Genomic DNA, 18,194 nt, shown 5'->3' with positions numbered 1-18,194 from the left:
AAAAAAAACTGCTGCCCTCTTTAAGTACCTGTCTTTCATGTATTCTCTGGGCCGGCACACTCTTGATCTGGTTGTCTGATGCCAAGCCGTCAGACTGTTTCGTGAGTGTGTACCGTCCGTTCTCGGGTGGGATGGCGCAACGTGTTGCGCTGGCGCGTGCGTTGATCAATAACCCTCGTCTTCTTCTTTTGGATGAACCTCTTGGCAAGCTGGACAGCCTGACACGTCTTGCGATGCAAACTGAACTTTATCGCCTTTGGAGGTCTCAGGGCTTTACAGCGCTCATGGTCACTCATGATGTTGAAGAAGCCCTTCTTCTGGCGACACGTGTGATTATCTTCAGCCCTCGTCCAGCGCGCGTCATCGCCGATCTCCGTATTGAAGACGCTCAACCACGAGACCGAGACAACCCAGCCCTTCAGAAATTAAGAACAGAAATTTTAACTCAATTGGAAGAAGCGATGTTCTGATTTTATTCTTATCTAGCCAGCATACGTTGCGCTTAGCATGATAGAAAGGTTCGCGTGCTGGTTATGAAAATGCTGCCGTTTACCTTTACTGAATTGCAGTCCAATGTGCCCAGATTCAAAGAAGCTGTCTCTATGTCACGTACGTCTTCGTTTTTCAGAACTCTCAAAACGAATTAAAAAGGTTTATCTCCCCCCGACGACGAACCCTGTGAGCTCTGAGTTAAGGTCATGTTCTTAACGGCTGGTGTGATGGAGACGTACGTGATTGCCTGGCCTTCTTTTCGAGGGTCGGGCCGCAATGAGACGACTGATATGACGCGGAAATATCTGCGTCAGCGGTCGATGTGTAGGGATTTATGATGGGATTGGTTGCGGGGGCACACAGCCAATGTAGCCTGCACCTTGTGAGCGGTTTCGTGAAGAAGCTCACTGCATGACATTGTCGATTGACAAACCGTTGTTTTTATCAAAATTTTGTTTTGACAGCGGCCTCTGTAGCCTATTCCGCAGCAATACCCGAATACGGAGGTTACATAATGTCCCATTATGCGCTCCCACGCCAATACGCTTACGTTCAGAAAGCGCCTGCCGCCATGTCGCAAAAGCTCACTCGCTTGGTGATCCAGGAAATTCGACTCCTCTATCTGGAGGCCCCACCCCAGGTTCTGATCACACATATCCTCCGATGATCCGTCTTCCGTCGAACCCATCAAGCAGGGGGCGCCTCATACATATTTAAATAAATAATAATTAAATTATTACAAAATACTTACAAAAATAATTTTGATAATTTATATTATTTTTGAGTGTTTCAAAGTATTTTCATAAAAATATATTTTCTATAATTATTTTATATAGATGTACTAATTTAGGCATGCTCATTAAAACTTATTTTCCTCTTAAAAAACCCAAAATTACGCATGATATTATGGGATATTTATTTCTCAGCACTCGAAATTTAACCGTCAGAAGGAATCGTTCCAATCATACTTTATTATTTTGACATCAGATCGTTCTGCAATATAGTCTCTACACACAATGTAACGATACTCCATCAGTGCCGGTGGAGAGTCGGGTTTGTCCGGTCAGGACGGAGACGCATAGGGTGGATCAATGGCGGTCCACTGGCCCTAAATGGGCGATGACGCATCCCTGTTTGATGTATCGTCTGGAAATGTATTGTGGACAGGGGTTTCCTGAAAGCCGGGCACGCACCAACCCTGCTGGCCGCTTTTCTATATTTCGACGTCTCATTCATGATCTGGGTTTTGTTAGGTCCTCTCGGCATTGCGATTGCGCATGACCTTCACCTGAATGCTGGGCAGAAAGGACTGCTAGTCGCAACGCCTGTGCTGGCCGGGGCCGCCTTTCGTGTGTTGGCTGGGGGCCTGGTGGATATGTTCGGCCCGCGCCGCGTCGCGATTGCCGCACAGCTTACAGTCATTTTCGGCCTTGCCCTGGTCTGGTACCTTGCACCTCATACTTACGGTCAGATGTTCGGACTGGCGGGCATTCTTGGCGTTGCTGGGGCATCTTTCGCCATTGCCCTTCCCCTTGCCTCCGTCTGGTATCCTCCGCAGTATCAGGGAACCGCGCTCGGCATTGCAGGCGCAGGCAACTCAGGAACCGCGCTGGCCTCACTTTTTGCGCCCGGACTGGCGGTTCTGGTGGGATGGCGCAACGTCATCGGCCTTGCGACGCTTCCGCTCATCTGCGTTCTGCTACTTTTCCTTATTCTGGCCAGAGAGCCTGTCAATCGGCCAGCATCTCCGGGCCTGCGCTCATGGGGTCCAGTTCTGGGATCCGGCGATAGCTGGCTGCTGATGTTTTTCTATAGCGTGACCTTTGGTGGGTTTGTGGGTCTTGCGTCGTTCCTCACCATTTATTTCAATGACCAGTACAATCTCTCTCCCACCGTTGCTGGTGCGTGTACGGCATTTGTCGTTTTCATAGGCTCTTTTGTGCGGCCAGTTGGAGGAGCCTTCGCCGACCGTGTGGGCGGCACGAAAGCCCTGACCATCCTGTATGCGGTCGCGGCAGGCTGCTTTTGCGTCATTGCCCTTGGACTTCCGACGATCTATCTCGCATTCCCGGTATTCCTCTTGGGGATGGTAACGCTCGGGCTGGGCAATGGCGCCGTTTTTCAGCTTGTTCCAGCCCGCTTCCCGCGTCAGGTCGGCATTCTGACAGGGCTGGTCGGTATGGCCGGCGGGGTCGGCGGCTTCTACCTGGCGCTCTCACTGGGGGAAGCCCGACAGATCGTCAATTCTTACGGGCCGGGATTTCTCGCTTTCGCCGGGATCTGCCTGATTGCCTGCATCGCCGTTATACTGTGTCACCATCGCTGGCGGGAGATCGGCTGATGACTGGTCTTTCCGTCTTCTCTCCCCTTCCCTATGCGCCCGTGCTGGCAGGTCTTGCTTTGGGGGGGCTGGCATTCTCCAGCCCCGTGAAAGCTGACGATACTCCCAACCCCCATGTCGGGGTTCATCTGTCCGAACGCTCCAGAACAAAAGCCGTCACTCCGCCGGTTCACACCCAGCAAAACCGCTCCGCGCACTCCCCGGACTGGGATGCTTTCAATGCGGGGAACGGAGCCGCATCCGGTTTCGGGTCAATGGCGGGCTTTGGTCAGGTTCGTTGGGCGGAAGACTGGAGCGATATCGTTAATACCCTGCCGGAACAGCGCAGGAATGACTGGTTCAGCCGCCTGAAATATATTCGCCTGAATGAAAGCGGAAGTATCTGGCTTTCTCTGAACGCGGAAGAACGCCTCCGTTATGTCTATGAAAACCAGCCCATGATGGGAACGGCAGGCAAGACCAACGCCAACCGGGTTCTTCTGCGCAATCTTTATGGCGCCGATCTTCATCTAGGAGCGCATGTCCGCGCTTATGCCGAGTTCCTGTACGGCGTCGCAGGAGGCTCCAATACCTACGGATACCAGACAGGGGTGCAGCGGGAACGACTGGATCTCCAGCAGGGTATTCTGGAAGTGAAGGGCAATCTTCTGGGAGCCAAAGCCGGCATTATTGGTGGTCGACAGGTCTTCCTTGATACGCCTGTCTTCATGCAGTCCGCCCGGGACCTGACGAATGCCCAGCAGACCTGGGATGGTATCCGTGGCTATGCCATCTGGAAACGTTTTCGGGTGGATCTGTTTGATTTCATGCAGACCAACAAACTGCCTGATGCTGTCTTTGGAGATGGCACGAACTACAGTGCCCGGATGTATGGCGCCATGACGTCCACGGCGCTTCCTGCATTCAGAGCCATGGGAAAGAAGAGTCAGCTTTTCGCAGACGTCTTTTACATCGGCTATCTCTACAGTGGCTCCACAGCATCTATCCCGACGACAACGGGTACAGAGGCAGGTTCCAGCCGTCGGGACAATGTCGGCATGCGACTATGGGGAAATATCGGCCCTTTCTCGACGAGCCTGAGCGGTGTGTTTCAGGGAGGCCAGTTTCGGCCAGCACAGGAAAGGCAGCCCACCCGTGCTGTACGGGCTTATGCTGTTAATACATCCCTGCTGTATAACCGTCCTGATCTTGCGACCAAGCCGAGCGCTGGTCTGCAGGCCGATCTTTTTTCCGGCGGCTCCTATCATAGCAAGGATGGCGCAGTCGGGACGTTTGCATCCCCTTATTTTCCCTTGCCGTACTATAACGATGTGACATTGTCCGTAACGTCCCAGAACCTGATCGGTGTGGGGCCTCTGGCGACATTTGCTCTGCGGAAAAACCTTCACATCAAGCTGCATGTGCCTTTCTTCTGGCGGGAAAGCACACAGGATGCGGTGTATGGCACAGGCAAGATCTATTCTTGGCGCAATGGGTTATCTGGCGGCTTTATTGGGGCCACTCCCCAGACGCAACTTGCCTGGAACTTTGCTCCACATTGGACCTGGACTCACGACATCGCAGGCTTCATCGCATCTCGCAGCATGCGCACGGCAGGCGCAAAAAGCGACGCGTTCTACATGCAGACTCTCGAATTCAAGTTTTGACCATGACTGCCTCAGAGAACGGACAGATGACCATGAAAGAGAACATCATCATCATCGGCAACGGAATGGTTGGACATTACTGTGCCGAGCAGCTCGTCATGCACGGTCTGCATGAAACGCATCAGATCCATGTCTTTGGCTCTGAGCGCCACCATGCCTATGACCGAGTTCATCTTACGGAATACATGACGAGTCAGGATGCGCTGGCCCTGCGTTTGCATGAGGAAGATTTTCACTCGGCTCACGGCATCATCATGCATCTGGGTGTTCCTGTCTTGCGGATCGACCGTGACGCCAGGGCCGTGGAAAGCGAAGAAGGTATTCTTCCCTACAGCACACTGATTTTAGCGACAGGCTCCGTCCCGTTCGTGCCGTCAATACCAGGCAATACCGGAAGTGCAGGTCTTGTCTACCGCACGCTTGAGGACCTGGACATCATCCGCGCTGCCGCTAAAGGAGCCAGCCATGGAACCGTCATTGGTGGCGGCCTGCTGGGACTGGAAGCCGCTCATGCCCTGAAACTTCTGGGGCTGGACGTCAGTGTCGTGCAGCTTGGAACGCATCTGATGTCGGCCCAGCTTGATGAAGAGGGCGGTCGCGCGCTTCGCAGGCGCATTGAGACGCTTGGGATTGATGTGAGAACCTCCCACGCGACCAAAGAGATTGTCGCCGGCGAACAAAAACGTCATCGCTTGGTGTTTGCGAACAGTCCTTCTTTTGAAACCGATATGGTTGTTTTCTCTGCCGGTATCCGCCCGACCGATCAGCTTGGCAGGGCTTGCGGGCTGGCTGTGGGCGCACGGGGCGGCCTCGTGATCGACAATCAGTGCCGGACGTCCGATCCGGACATTTTCGCCATCGGTGAATGTGCGCTCTGGCAGGATCAGGTCTTTGGTCTGGTCGGACCGGGATACACCATGGCGCGGACCGTTGCTTCCCTTTTGGCCGGAGAAGACGCCGCCTTTACGGGCGCGGACATGTCCACCAAGCTCAAGCTTCAGGGTGTGGATGTAGGTTCGATCGGCGATGCGCACGGACGGGAGCCCGGCGCCACGAGCTATCGCTTCATCGGCGAGGCCGATGGCTCCTATCGGCGTCTCGTTCTGTCCGCGGACGGCCAGCGTGTGACAGGGGCGATCCTTGTTGGGGACAATTCCTATTACGACACGATCTTCCAGTATGTTCAGAACGGCATCAAACCGCCGGCTGACCCCGCCGCACTGATCCTGCCGCGTGGTGAAGGGGCAGAGCTTCTGGGCGCGGACGCCCTGCCTGATACGGCCATGATCTGCTCCTGCCACAACGTTACGAAAGGCTCGATCTGTAGCGCCATTGATGCGGGTTGCGCCGATCTGGCCACGCTCAAGCAGAGCACAAAGGCCAGTACAGGCTGCGGCGGCTGCGCGGCTCTGCTCAAGAGCGTGTTCGAAACGGAACTTTTCGCCCGGGGCATCGAGGTCGATCACAGCCTTTGCGAGCATTTTTCCCATACACGTCAGGAGTTGTACTCCCTCGTTCGTGTCCATGGCATCCGCAGCTTTGAAGAGCTGATGACACGCCATGGTAATGGCGGTTTAGGCTGCGATATCTGCAAACCAACCATTGGCTCGATCCTTGCCTCGGCATGGAACAAGCCGATCACCGATCCGCTCTATATTCCTTTGCAGGACACGAACGACACGTTCATGGCCAATATGCAGAAGAACGGGACCTATTCCGTTGTTCCCCGCATTGCAGGTGGCGAAATTACCCCGGACAAGCTGATTGTCCTGGGGCAGGTTGCAAAGAAATATGGCCTCTACACCAAGATCACCGGTGGCCAGCGTGTCGATCTGTTTGGCGCTCAACTCCACCAGCTTCCCGAAATCTGGGGAGAGCTTCTGGAGGCAGGATTTGAGACGGGCCATGCTTATGGAAAGTCCACACGGACGGTAAAATCCTGTGTTGGCAGCACATGGTGCCGTTATGGCGTGCAGGATAGCGTCGGTAAGGCGCTGGATCTTGAGAACCGCTATAAGGGGCTGCGCTCTCCGCACAAGCTCAAATTCGCCGTATCCGGCTGTACGCGGGAATGCGCCGAGGCCCAGAGCAAGGATGTGGGCATTATCGCTACGGAAAACGGCTGGAACCTGTATGTCTGTGGCAATGGCGGGATGCGTCCGCGCCATGCAGAGCTTTTCGCGACCGATCTCGATTCAGAAACGCTCGTGAAATACATCGACCGCTTCCTGATGTTCTACATCCGTACCGCAGACAAGCTCCAGCGCACGTCTGTCTGGCGGGAAGGTCTGGAGGGCGGTCTCGATTATCTCAAAGACGTCATCATCAAGGACAGCCTTGGCATTGCCGAAGAGCTGGAACAGCAGATGCAGCATGTGGTCGAAACATACCACTGTGAATGGAAGGATGCCCTGACGGACGGCGAGAAGCTCAAGCGCTTCCGCACTTTTGTCAATGACAGCCGCCCCGATCCAAACGTTCAGCTTGTTCCCGAGCGCGATCAGGTCAAACCAGCCCCCAATCAGGCTACCCTTTTGGAAGGCGCGGGTCCGGTGGAATGGACGGCCCTGTGCGACAAGAACGATCTGGTCCCACGATCAGGCGTGGTTGCCTGGTATGAAGGTGCGCAGATCGCCCTGTTTTATCTGCCGGAAACGGAAAACACATCCGCCCGCGTTTTTGCCGTGGACAACCATGACCCATTCTCGAAGGCCAATATCATCGGACGCGGCATCATAGGGGATCTGCGGGGGCAGCTCGTTGTCGCCTCCCCGCTTTACAAACAGCATTTCAATCTGGAAAACGGGATCTGTCTTGAAGATTCCAGCAAATCCCTGCGAACGTGGGACACGCGTCTGACCCCCGAAGGCAAGGTTGAAATCCGCGCCAGGGTTATGGAGACCATCGCAGAACGCCTGTCTGCTTAACTGTTCATGACACGGGAAGACATCCGTTCTGTCTGCCCCTATTGCGGTGTCGGCTGCGGCATCGTGCTGGAGGTTGAGAACCATCAGATCGTCAAGGTGCGCGGAGATACCGAGCACCCGACGAATGGTGGTCGCCTATGCACCAAAGGAAGTTCCTGCGACAAACCGGTGTCATCGTCTACACGGCTGGATATGCCGCAGATCCGGCCGCACAGGACGTCTCTGCCCGTTCCCACCCGAATGGACGCAGCCATCAGAGAAACAGCCCGTCGCCTGAAGCAGATTCTGGAAGAATACGGCCCGGATGCGATCTCCCTTTACGTCTCCGGCCAGATGTCTCTGGAAGCGCAGTATCTGGCGAACAAACTCGTCAAAGGATACCTGAGAACCCAGCATATCGAGTCCAACTCCCGTCTGTGCATGGCGGCGGCGGGAGCTGGCTACAAACTCTCCCTGGGCGCAGATGCCCCTCCGGGAAGCTACGAGGATTTCGACTGCACGGACCTGTTCTTCGTGATCGGCGCCAATATGGCCGACTGCCATCCGATCCTGTTCCTGCGCCTGATGGACCGCAAACGTCAGGGAGCTAAACTCATCGTCGTTGATCCACGACGGACCGCTACGGCAGACAAGGCGGACCTGTTCCTTCAGATCCGCCCAGGCACCGATCTCGCCCTGCTGAACGGCATTCTTCACATTCTGGTTCGTGATGACGCGATAGATCCGGACTTTATCGCCAGTGCAACGAAGGACTGGAGCGATATGCCAGCTTTTCTGGCAGATTATTCTCCCGAACGCGTTGCCGGGATTACCGGCCTTCCACAAGATGATATCGAAACAGCCGCCAGATGGATTGCGGAAGCCGATGCGTGGCTGACGCTGTGGACCATGGGACTGAACCAGAGCACTTCAGGAGCCTGGAATACCAACGCGATCTGCAATCTTCATCTTGCCACTGGCGCCATTTGCCGCCCGGGCGCCGGACCGTTTTCCCTCACAGGACAGCCCAATGCCATGGGTGGTCGAGAAATGGGCTATATGGGCCCCGGCCTCCCCGGCCAGCGCTCGGCATTGGTCGATGATGACCGGGCCTTTGTCGAGCAACAATGGAAGCTGCCCGCAGGAACCATTCGCAAAGCAGGTGGCCATGGCGCGATAGCCATGTTCGAAGCCATGACCCGCGGTGAAATCCGTGCCTGCTGGATCATCTGCACAAACCCTGTCGCGACTGTGCCACGCCGTGCCAACGTTACCGCGGCTCTTGAAGCCGCTGATCTGGTCATTGTTCAGGATGCCTACGCCGACACGGAAACGGCGGCTTATGCGGATATTCTTCTGCCGGGTGCGTTATGGGCCGAAGGAGATGGCGTGCTGGTCAACTCTGACCGCACCATGACGCTGGCCCGGCAGGCTGTCTCTCCGCCCGGTGAAGCCATGGCAGACTGGGACATCATTGCACGTGTCGCCTGTGAGATGGGCTTTGAGGAGGCTTTCACTTTCTCATCTTCTACTGAAGTCTTTGACGAAGCCAGCCGTTTCGCCAATCCCAGGACAGGCTACGATATTTCCGGAGTCAGCCACGACCGTCTGAAATCCGGTCCCGTCCAGTGGCCTAGCCAGACGGGAGACGCCCTGCCCCGCCATCCGATCCGCTACCGGCCTGACCCGAATAAACCGCCTGTTTTCGCCACTGACGACGGAAAAGCGGCTTTTCATGCCCGACCTTATCTCCCCTTGGAAGAACAGCCGGACGACGAATTCCCTTTCCTGCTCAACACCGGGCGCCTCCAGCATCAATGGCACACGCTCACCAAAACTGGTCGGGTCGATGGACTTAACAAGCTCAATTCCGGCCCTTTCGTGGAAATCGCTCTTGCTGATGCCGAACGGCTGGGCCTGTGCAAGGACGATCCCGTCGAACTCCGTTCCCGCCGGGGCACCGCAATCCTTCCCGCCCGTCCAACTGACCGCGTTGCGCCGGGAACATGCTTTGCACCCTTTCACTGGAACGACCGCTTCGGCGAAAATCTGACAATCAATGCTGTCACGGCCGATTTCACGGACCCCGTCTCCCTTCAGCCCGGGATCAAACACTGCGCAGTGTCCCTCTCGCGCATCGAAACTGTTTCTGTTCCCGCAGAGGAGAACGCTCCTGCCATGCCGCTTGATTATCTGACACAGCATCTTGGCCTCGCTCGAGCGGAACCCCTGGTCCTGTCCGTTGAAAGTCGCCAGTGGTTGACGGGATTCATGGACGGCCTGAAACTTGCCCCACCGGCAAACGAGCTTCCCTTTGTTCCCCCGAGTGCTCCTTTGCCGACAGAGCAGAAAGCCAGAATTAATGGCCTTCTGGCTGGTCTGTATGCCCGCAGCCCTGTGTCGAAGGATCCTGCTGTTTCGGAAAGTCCGACCGGTACCCAACCAAGGCTTCTTCTTCGGTGGGCGTCCCAGACAGGTCGGGCAGAAGGTCTGGCTGAAGAACTCGCTGTCTGGCTGAAAGAAAGCGGCTACGGTGTCGATGCCATGAGTCTGGATACCAGCAAACCCGCCGATCTTTGCGGAACGGTCCTCTTCGTCGTTTCCACCTTCGGCGACGGAGATGCCCCTGATAGCGCCAGTGCTTTCTGGGATGAGCTTCGCAATACCCAGGAACTGCGCGAAGATATCCGTTACGCCATGATAGCTCTTGGGGATTCTTCATACGCCAGTTTCTGCGGGTTTGGTCGGGCTCTTGATGATCGCCTGATCGCGCTCGGCGCAACCCCGCTTATGCCACGACAGGATTGTGAGCCCGATTACGAAGAAACCGTTGAGGCTTGGCAGCACAGATTTCTGGCTGCCCTGGGTGCCAAAACGGTCCCAGTCCCAGCCGTTCCGTTACCGGACGCACCAGCCATCACCCGAGCCAACCCTGCGATTGCACGCATCAGCCTTAATCACTGCCTGACGGGAAGGAACAGCGACAAGGAAACACGACAGATCGTTCTGGATCTCTCCGGGACAGAATTGCACTATGAACCTGGGGATGCTCTGGGGGTCTGGCCCTGCAATGCTGACTCAACTGTTGAGAGCGTTCTAAGCTCTCTGGGACTACCTTCCGGCACAACAGTCTCAGTGCGAGGTCATGGAACTGTGTCGCTCGCAGACGCCCTGACCAGACATTTCGATCTGTCCCGACCGTCTCCGGCGTTGCTGGAAAAATTGGGGGCGCCGTCTTCCAGCTACCTGCCGGAGCTGCTGGCAACAGCCAAAATCGGCGTGCAGGCTCAGGATATCCCGAACCTTTTCCGCCGGATGCAGCCTCGCCTCTATTCAATCGCATCATCGCTGAAAGCATACCCTGACAGCGTACACATCACGGTGGGTGTCAATAATGAGCCTTACCCTGGTCTGTGCTCAAACTGGCTGGGAAGTTTACACGAAGATTCCGAGGTCCCGGTTTTCCTACAGACCACATCCCAGTTCCGTTTACCTGACGATCATACCAAATCTGTCATCATGGTGGGGCCAGGCACAGGAATTGCCCCCTTCCGTGCTTTCCTCCAGGAGCGGGCGGCCTGTAACAGCCCGGGCCGAAACTGGCTTTTCTTCGGAGAGCGTCATGCAGAAAACGGGTTTTACTATCGCGAGGAGCTGGAAGGCTTCATGGAACAGGGATGCCTGACACATCTGCATACGGCATTTTCCCGTGATCAGGACCAGCGGATCTATGTCCAGGACCGCATGGAAGAAAACGGCGAAGAACTCTGGAGATGGCTGCATGGAGGCGCATATTTCTACGTGTGCGGAGATGCTGCGCGAATGGCCAGGGACGTCGATAGCGCCCTGCGCCGTATCGTAGCCCGCTATGGCGGTATGTCCACGGAACAGGCCGATGAGTATGTCAGTAACCTTGTAAGAAATGGGCGATACGTCCGTGATGTGTACTGATATAGCTCCATGACAATGAAAATTCTTCTCGCAGACGAGAACTCCCAGCGGGCTGGCGCCCTGTCAGAGATTTTGAAAGCTGATTCTTCATTGGAGGTCATTCGACTTGAAGGGTACGAAAGTCTGATTTCAGCGGTCAAAGCTCACGTTCCTGACATTGTGCTCGTGGACATCTGCCGCGCCGACCGCGACGGACTGGACAGTGTGCGGGCGCTATCCTCCTCCGGGTTGGAGCGCCCCGTCGCCCTGTTTGTCGACGAAGATGACGAAGCGCTCATGGAAGATGCTTTTGCGGCTGGCGTCTGTTCCTACAACGTGATGGATACGCCGCCTCGGGACGTCAAACCCCTGCTTCGGTCGGCGATTGCACTATACCGTCGCTTTCAGGAAACAGCAGCCGAGCTGAAAGCGGCCCGACAGGTCCTTTCGGATCGGGAAACTGTCGATACAGCAAAGAAAATCTTCATGCGTAACGAACGCTGCAGCGAGGCAGAAGCCTATCGCTGGTTCAGACGCCGAGCCATGCAGCAGGCCCGTAAGCTGGTGGATGTTGCCACTGACTACCTCCGGGTTCACACCAAGGATGATGCATCATGAGTTCTGCCATCAGAATAGGCCTGCTGAGGCTGGCAGATAGCGCCCCTCTGATTATCGCCCGCAATCTCGGAATATTTGAAAAACATGGTCTGGATGCGGAACTGATAGTCTCGCCATCGTGGGCCAATATCGCAGATGGTCTTGTCTGGAATGGACTGGACGCTGCGCTGGTTTTCCCTCCTTTGGCGATCATGACGGCGCTGGGTCATCGCGGTCGGGAAATCGGCCTGCACCGGGGTATCCCTATCAGCCGTGGCGGCAACACGGTTGTTCTTCGTGGACAGCACCTCCCACCGTTCCTGGGAACGGATGACGTGACAAAGCACCGAAATTTTGAAAGCTGGCGTACGGGTTTAAGCCGGCGCCCCAAGCTGGCAGTAGTACATCTGTATTCGACCCATTTCCTCATTCTGATGGACTTCCTCAAAAGTTTGCATGCCCATCCAGAACAGGATGTGGAAATCGTCATCATGCCCCCCGACCGCATGATAGATGCTCTGGCCGCTACGGAAATTGACGGCTTTTGTGCGGGCCCACCTTGGGGAACGGAAGCCGATCTGCATGGTCTCGGATCCATCGTAGCTGGATCCGCCAATATCCATACCGGTCATCTGGAGAAAACTCTCGTGACGACACAACGCTGGGGTCAGAGTGCGCCGGCGCTGACGCAAGCTTTGCAGGCCGCCATTGGCGAAGCAACACGCTTCTGTATGAACCCCAGCAATTCTGCGGAGATCGTTCGTCAACTTTCCAGCCCCCTGGCGAACGGCGGCCTGGCCCTTCCACGCGAAGCGACAGAAAAGATCATGCCTGATCAGCACAACCTCAACGCCATGCAATTCGATTTTTCGGCTTCAGACGTCGATCTTTCAATCAGTTGGATGATCCGGGCCATGCAGGCACAGGGTTGGTTAACCCCTGCGAATATGAAGCGGCTTTACGAACTTGGCTGGCTCACACCGGCCCCTATTTCCTAAGCTACACAGATCTTCCGGAGACAGAACCATGAGCACAGATTTACAGATATTTGAATTCGAACGTGATTTCGCCGATACGCTTCGCTGCATTCCAATGAGCGTGCGCATGAAACTCGATGAATGTGGAATAAAACTCAGTCTCCGCCAATGGAGCCATTTCAGTTACAACGATCGTTACGAACTCTGCTACCGTCCGACAGAATCAGATCCTGATAGGCTGACCTATCGTCGTTTCCTGAAAGACTTGATTCGCACACGCACCAATGAAGAACCTGTTTTTCTTGATCAGCCACAGTCTACTGAATGGCAGGATAGCCAGTCGGTGCCCCTGTGCCTCCAAAAGCAGATTATGGAGAAAGAACTTTCCTCTATACCACTGCAAAAATGGGCAACCTTAACGCCCTTGCAACGCTTTTCGCTTGTAAAGCTTTGCCGATCTGGCCACGAAAATCATAATCTTCCTGTCGCTTTGAAAGAATTTATTTTTCAGGGCCGCGAATAGTATACATTCAAAAAAAATTTGTGAATGACGGACCAAAATCGATATATTTTACAGTCGAGAGATATCCCATTTGTCCTTATACACGGAGAAATTTGGCTGCATATTTGTTAATATTCTTGTTTTTTTTGAAAAATAAGTGAATGTTAAAATATTCCTTTTTTGTTTCCACTAACCTGGAGGGTTCGAAAAACCCTCTGGTTTTGAGGTCTGCTCTGTGATTCCATTTCTCGTGCGTTGATTGGGATATGGAAGATGAAACAGGCGGGATTTTTTGATGTTGAAGAGCGGCTTGCTCGGCTAAGCGGGCTCGGTGATCAGCTCGAAGCGTTTTCCCGGACTGTGGAGTTTGAGGTGTTTCGCCCGGAGCTGGAGAAGGCTCTGGCGTATTCAGCTGGGAGTAAGGGCGGGCGACCGCCGTTTGATCCGGTGCTGATGTTCAAAATTCTGGTCATCCAGACGCTGAACAATCTGTCCGACGAACGGACGGAATACCTGATCAACGACCGCCTGTCCTTCATGCGCTTTCTGGTATTGGGGCTGTCGGACCGTGTACCTGACGCCAAAACAATCTGGCTGTTCCGTGAACGCCTGACCCAAGCAGGTGCGATTGAAAGACTGTTCGACCGCTTTGACGCTACTTTGAAGAACGCTGGCTATCTCCCGATGTCAGGTCAGATCCTGGACGCAACACTGGTGGCTGCTCCAAAGCAGCGCAACACGAACGTCGAGAAAGCGGACCTGCGGGCAGGACGTATCCCTGAAGACTGGCAGGACAAGCCGGCAAAGTTGTCGCACAAGGACCGTCACGCGCGCTGGACGCTGAAGTTCACGAAGGCGAAGCGGCAGGATGACGGAACCATGCCGTCGAGTGATCTCGCCATTCCGTTCTTTGGCTACAAATCTCACGTCTCCATCGACCGGAAGTATCGGTTCATCCGGAAATGGAAGACGACGGATGCCGCTGCCAGTGATGGCGCGCGATTAAGAGAGGGGCTGCTGGATAAAGCCAATACGGCCTCAAGCGTCTGGGCTGATACAGCGTATCGCTCAAAAGCCAATGAAGACTTCATGGAAAAGCAGGGCTTTGTCTCGAAGGCTCACAGAAAAAAGCCGCATCTCAAACCTATGCCCCAACATATCCAGAAATCGAATGCTGGAAAGTCGGTCATCCGCTCGCGTGTCGAGCATGTCTTTGCCGATCAGAAATCGCAAATGGGTTTGTTCGTCCGAACTATCGGTATCACCCGGGCCACCATGAGGATCGGCCTGGCCAATATCGTCTACAACATGCGCCGCTTCCTCTTCCTCGAAAGATTGAACGCCAGCGCGTAGTCATTCAGCAGGGGACAACACTCGATCTGCTCAAAACGCAGATCGAATGCTACCCCAGATAGCGTCAATCAGCACGCCAAAAGCCCAAAATCAAAACCAAGGTACATCAACCAATAGTTCTTCGATCCCTCCATCTGGACTTCAGAGCCAGAAAGATTCATCATCAATTTAAACCATCAAACCACGGGACCAAATACTTAGGCTTTTGTCGCAACTTCCGTACCGACCTGGGCTGCGAGACCAAGTCCATCTAGAAACTGGCTGCCGTGCTCTTTCCACCAGTCCGCGCCCCTGGTGTGACCATTCGTGATGACATCACCATTGTTTCCCAGCGCCTCCTGCAATTGATGACGCTCTTTTTTGTTGATTTTGCCACCGCCATTGACATTAGCCACCTGCTGCACATCCAACGCCAGAGCGTTGGCCTGGTCTTTCGTGAGGTCACCGTTTTTGTAGTCAGCAATGATATCATTGACCATTGCGTTACCGTTACCGTCATTGGCATCTTTCTGGAACTGATCGAATGCCTCTTGGTCCTTGCTGTGCAGATCCGTAACTGCATTGGCGAAGTCAGCTTGGCCGGTGCTATTGGTTGCGGTTGAACCCTGCGCGCCCTGACTGCCTTCATAACCCAGAGGATTGGCTGAGGGGTCCGTGCTGGTCGGAGATTGCGTACCGTCTCCGCCACCAAAAGCACTTCCAAGCTGCCCAAGATTAGGATTTGCAGATCCGGACCCCGATACAGAACCTTCAGCCTGCTGAAGGAGTTGGAGAAACTGTTCGATCGCAGTCGTGTCGCTGCCTGCACTGTTACCGGACGAATGCGTGGCGTCGGGCTTGGCTCTCCCCCCAGTCTCCGTCGGAACAGTTTCCGGGAGGTGCGAAGAGGTTGGGTGGCTGACAGCTTCCATGGTTTATTTCCTTACATTTGTAATTCGGTGATTATTATGCCCTGAGAGTTCAGTGATCGCCGCCTGGCGATTACCGTACAATTTCCTCAGGCATTCTTTTCATTCTTATCAAGTGTCGGAAATTCATCAGTTGAGGAAAATTTCAGCTGCTGGCTGCCAAACATGGCGGCGAAGAAAGCGCCTGCTTCCTCACCTTGCTCCACGCCGCTCCGCAAGTTGATGGAAAGCGGCGTTGTCGTGAACGCGCCAGAGCTCGATCCCGTCGTCACATCTGATAGGCCATGCTGTTGCCCCAGCTGGTTGAGCAGAGAGACTGCACTGGTAGTAGTTGCCGTGCCATTGGAAACCTGAGCAGCGATTGCCTTCAGCTTGGCCCCGTCATCTCCGCCAATCTCGGTACCAAGTGCGTCTAGATCGTGGACGATTGAAGATGACGAATCACCGGACACGATGCGGTTGCGTGTATTTTCGATCCCGAGACCAATCGAATCAACAGACTGGCCCTGCAGACTGGCGTAGAGGGCATCATTGCTCGCACCCTGACTATATGTGCCGTCGCTGAGGCTGCCTGCAATATTCGAGGCGGCCTGAGCTTCCTGGCCATTCCCTTTTTGCTGCGCCTCACGCATTACGGCACGTGCGAAATCCTGAATATTCTGATTGCCAGCCGAGCCCCCTTGCTCCACCATCGACTGGAGAGTCTGCACGTCAATCGTCATGTTACCGCTCAACGACACATCAGACATTTTTCATTCCGTAAAAATAATGTTTATGCTGCCGTTAAGCGGCAAAAAACTGAAGCTAGTGGCCAGAGGCTTCCGAACGGTACTCGCCAGAACTCCCTGAAGCCAAAAGCTCAGATCAGTCCTTGGAGAATGCCTGCTTGGCATTGCTGGCCATGGTCTGCTCGAAGTTGTTTGCGAGAGACTGGGAGTTGGAAAGCTTCGACATCTCGAACTGTTCCTGCAGGTTCTGTTCTTCCATCGCCTGAGACTGCTGCATGATCGAAGACAGTGTGCTGCTCATATCGGAAGTGGTGCCGCTCATAAGAAAAACCTTTCGATACAAAATCGATAACGCTGAACCCGACATTTATCGTCGGAGTGTCTGCACAATGAGAGAAGTCCCGACCTGACAACCAGATATCGCCCTCTCCTGCCCATCATTGTTATTTTACGAAGCTGATCAGAACCTGACGTGTCGCACGGGGCCGCAACAACACGAAAGACCCGAGATGCAGTCAGTCCGGCCCTACGCCATCCTCTGGAAACGGCCACATATTGCCGTTTTTTCATAAATTTTTTACGAATGAAGTCGAAATGAAGATACGACATACGTCGTTACAGAATTGAGAAATATATGAAAAATTTATGAAGCCACCGTGACAAAGAAAACTTATCACTCACACGATAAATCTTGTGTTGTCCAAAAAAAAACGGGGGACTCTCGTCCCCGTTTTTTTTAACCGTACCAGGGCTTCTTCAGGCATCGCCGAAACTGGCTGTATAATTCTGGCTACTGTCCTGCGCCATCGTCATCGGATTTGCCGATTGCGTTCTCTTCTGGTCATCATCGGGATGAATATATGCGTTCCCAGTTCCCAGTTTCTGCTCCATGAAGCTCCCCCCAGCCTGCATCGCGGCGCTCGAACCATCATACCAGCCAGTAACCGTCGCATTGCCGCCGCTGTCATGACTGACGATATCCGACGGGGCCTGCGACGCGATATTCTGCGTGTCGCCTGCGCTCTTTCCCTTGCCGTCAGAAACCTGAATCGCCGCGTTCCGCCCGTCGATATAACTCACATCCATATTATTTATTCCCTTGGCATCGGCATAAAACTCGAGGCGCGATGCACTGGGCTTGTACGCGCCGGAGGAATCTGCCTCCGCCATAAAGCCGCCCTGCCCGTTCGCGTAAGTCAATTTTCCAGTCTCGCCAGGCTTGAGCGTGATTTCCGCCACAGGTGCTGTCGTTGAGCCACCGTTCAGGAACTCACCGATTTTTTCGTCGTGATTGCTGGTATTGGAGATACTGACCGAATTTTCTCCCGTTCCCGCAGCCTTGTCCGCAACCGCGACAGGAGTAGCCGATGGCGCCGCAGCTGCCGATACGGATGCGACCGGCGAAGCCGAGCCCTGTGCGGGAGCAGATGCGGCTAGAGAGACATTTTTTTTCTCTCCTTCCTGCGCCATCACGGCATCGAACATTCGGATAAGCTCTGACGGGTCGATGCCGGCTTTTTCCAGCCCTTGTGAAAATTTACTAATGTCGTCCAACGACGACAGGTTAGAGATCGTCATATCGATATCCTCGAAGTAAAGCAGTCTGGAGTCTATTCAAAATACTTGCATGACTGCTCAGCCGATAAAAGAGTATCTCATGTGACATTATGCTCTCATCGCACGCTGCTAGGCTCAGGACCCATTGATTTGATTAAGGAAATCTGATTCAGGCTCTGTGAGGAGACTGGAGATGAGCGACCTGTTTTGGCTGACGGATGAACAGATGGATCGTCTGCGGCCCTTTTTCCCAAAGA

The 18,194-nt window shown here is 54.4% G+C and carries 12 protein-coding genes and 1 pseudogene; 9 read left to right on the top strand and 4 right to left on the bottom strand.

Features of this window, described 5'->3' with window-relative positions; translation table 11 throughout:
- Positions 1-122: 122 nt before the first annotated feature.
- From J4P41_RS12880 to J4P41_RS12840, 9 genes and pseudogenes are all read left to right on the top strand, one after another.
- Positions 123-470 (top strand): annotated as a pseudogene (locus J4P41_RS12880) (ATP-binding cassette domain-containing protein); the annotation flags it as partial.
- A gap of 1,181 nt (positions 471-1,651) precedes the next feature.
- A complete protein-coding gene (locus J4P41_RS12875; RefSeq protein WP_426067442.1) occupies positions 1,652-2,833 on the top strand; it encodes a nitrate/nitrite transporter in 1,182 nt (393 codons plus the stop codon).
- Entirely contained in the window at positions 2,833-4,479 is a 1,647-nt protein-coding gene (locus tag J4P41_RS12870) for an alginate export family protein (RefSeq protein ID WP_426067441.1), read from the top strand. The genes J4P41_RS12875 and J4P41_RS12870 overlap by 1 nt, the downstream gene beginning before the upstream one ends.
- A 26-nt stretch (positions 4,480-4,505) precedes the next feature.
- Positions 4,506-7,406, top strand: a complete 2,901-nt coding sequence (nirB, locus tag J4P41_RS12865) for a nitrite reductase large subunit NirB (RefSeq protein WP_426067440.1) — start codon at positions 4,506-4,508, stop codon at positions 7,404-7,406.
- Between the two features lie 6 nt (positions 7,407-7,412).
- The gene (locus J4P41_RS12860; RefSeq protein WP_426067439.1) at positions 7,413-11,336 is read left to right on the top strand and encodes a molybdopterin-dependent oxidoreductase; all 3,924 of its coding nucleotides are present in this window, start codon (positions 7,413-7,415) and stop codon (positions 11,334-11,336) included.
- Positions 11,337-11,351: 15 nt separating this feature from the next.
- Entirely contained in the window at positions 11,352-11,933 is a 582-nt protein-coding gene (locus tag J4P41_RS12855) for an ANTAR domain-containing response regulator (protein ID WP_034881312.1), read from the top strand.
- Positions 11,930-12,910, top strand: a complete 981-nt coding sequence (locus tag J4P41_RS12850) for a CmpA/NrtA family ABC transporter substrate-binding protein (protein ID WP_426067438.1) — start codon at positions 11,930-11,932, stop codon at positions 12,908-12,910. Before J4P41_RS12855 ends, J4P41_RS12850 begins: the two co-directional genes overlap by 4 nt.
- 28 nt (positions 12,911-12,938) lie before the next feature.
- Positions 12,939-13,412, top strand: coding sequence for a nitrate reductase associated protein (locus tag J4P41_RS12845; RefSeq protein WP_153431054.1), 474 nt, complete (start codon positions 12,939-12,941; stop codon positions 13,410-13,412).
- A 252-nt stretch (positions 13,413-13,664) separates the two neighbouring features.
- A complete protein-coding gene (locus J4P41_RS12840) occupies positions 13,665-14,744 on the top strand; it encodes an IS5 family transposase (RefSeq protein ID WP_426067437.1) in 1,080 nt (359 codons plus the stop codon).
- Positions 14,745-14,941: 197 nt separating this feature from the next.
- Here J4P41_RS12840 and J4P41_RS12835 read toward each other — a convergent pair whose 3' ends face one another.
- The 4 genes from J4P41_RS12835 to J4P41_RS12820 form a co-directional block, all read right to left on the bottom strand.
- Positions 14,942-15,655 carry a hypothetical protein gene (locus tag J4P41_RS12835; protein ID WP_426067436.1) on the bottom strand — a complete coding sequence of 238 codons (714 nt, stop codon included), beginning with the start codon at positions 15,653-15,655 and terminating at the stop codon, positions 14,942-14,944.
- A gap of 86 nt (positions 15,656-15,741) precedes the next feature.
- Positions 15,742-16,401: a hypothetical protein gene (locus tag J4P41_RS12830; protein WP_426067435.1), complete on the bottom strand. Its 660-nt coding sequence runs from the start codon at positions 16,399-16,401 to the stop codon at positions 15,742-15,744.
- Positions 16,402-16,516: 115 nt separating this feature from the next.
- Positions 16,517-16,702, bottom strand: coding sequence for a hypothetical protein (locus J4P41_RS12825; protein ID WP_010505115.1), 186 nt, complete (start codon positions 16,700-16,702; stop codon positions 16,517-16,519).
- Between the two features lie 434 nt (positions 16,703-17,136).
- Positions 17,137-17,958 carry a hypothetical protein gene (locus J4P41_RS12820; protein WP_426067434.1) on the bottom strand — a complete coding sequence of 274 codons (822 nt, stop codon included), beginning with the start codon at positions 17,956-17,958 and terminating at the stop codon, positions 17,137-17,139.
- Positions 17,959-18,194 lie beyond the last annotated feature (236 nt).

This window comes from Gluconobacter sp. NFX36, assembly GCF_049887835.1.
Taxonomy (GTDB): domain Bacteria; phylum Pseudomonadota; class Alphaproteobacteria; order Acetobacterales; family Acetobacteraceae; genus Gluconobacter; species Gluconobacter japonicus_A.
Note: the sequence above shows the minus strand (reverse complement) of the source record. Positions and strands in the feature narration are given on the sequence as shown.

Excerpts from the sequence above, each read along its gene's own strand:
- nirB (WP_426067440.1), top strand. The coding sequence starts at position 4,506 with ATGACCATGAAAGAGAACATCATCATCATCGGCAACGGAATGGTTGGA.
- J4P41_RS12845 (WP_153431054.1), top strand. The coding sequence starts at position 12,939 with ATGAGCACAGATTTACAGATATTTGAATTCGAACGTGATTTCGCCGAT.
- J4P41_RS12835 (WP_426067436.1), bottom strand. The coding sequence starts at position 15,655 with ATGGAAGCTGTCAGCCACCCAACCTCTTCGCACCTCCCGGAAACTGTT.
- J4P41_RS12850 (WP_426067438.1), top strand. The coding sequence starts at position 11,930 with ATGAGTTCTGCCATCAGAATAGGCCTGCTGAGGCTGGCAGATAGCGCC.
- J4P41_RS12840 (WP_426067437.1), top strand. The coding sequence starts at position 13,665 with ATGAAACAGGCGGGATTTTTTGATGTTGAAGAGCGGCTTGCTCGGCTA.
- J4P41_RS12830 (WP_426067435.1), bottom strand. The coding sequence starts at position 16,401 with ATGTCTGATGTGTCGTTGAGCGGTAACATGACGATTGACGTGCAGACT.
- J4P41_RS12860 (WP_426067439.1), top strand. The coding sequence starts at position 7,413 with ATGACACGGGAAGACATCCGTTCTGTCTGCCCCTATTGCGGTGTCGGC.
- J4P41_RS12825 (WP_010505115.1), bottom strand. The coding sequence starts at position 16,702 with ATGAGCGGCACCACTTCCGATATGAGCAGCACACTGTCTTCGATCATG.
- J4P41_RS12820 (WP_426067434.1), bottom strand. The coding sequence starts at position 17,958 with ATGACGATCTCTAACCTGTCGTCGTTGGACGACATTAGTAAATTTTCA.
- J4P41_RS12870 (WP_426067441.1), top strand. The coding sequence starts at position 2,833 with ATGACTGGTCTTTCCGTCTTCTCTCCCCTTCCCTATGCGCCCGTGCTG.
- J4P41_RS12855 (WP_034881312.1), top strand. The coding sequence starts at position 11,352 with ATGAAAATTCTTCTCGCAGACGAGAACTCCCAGCGGGCTGGCGCCCTG.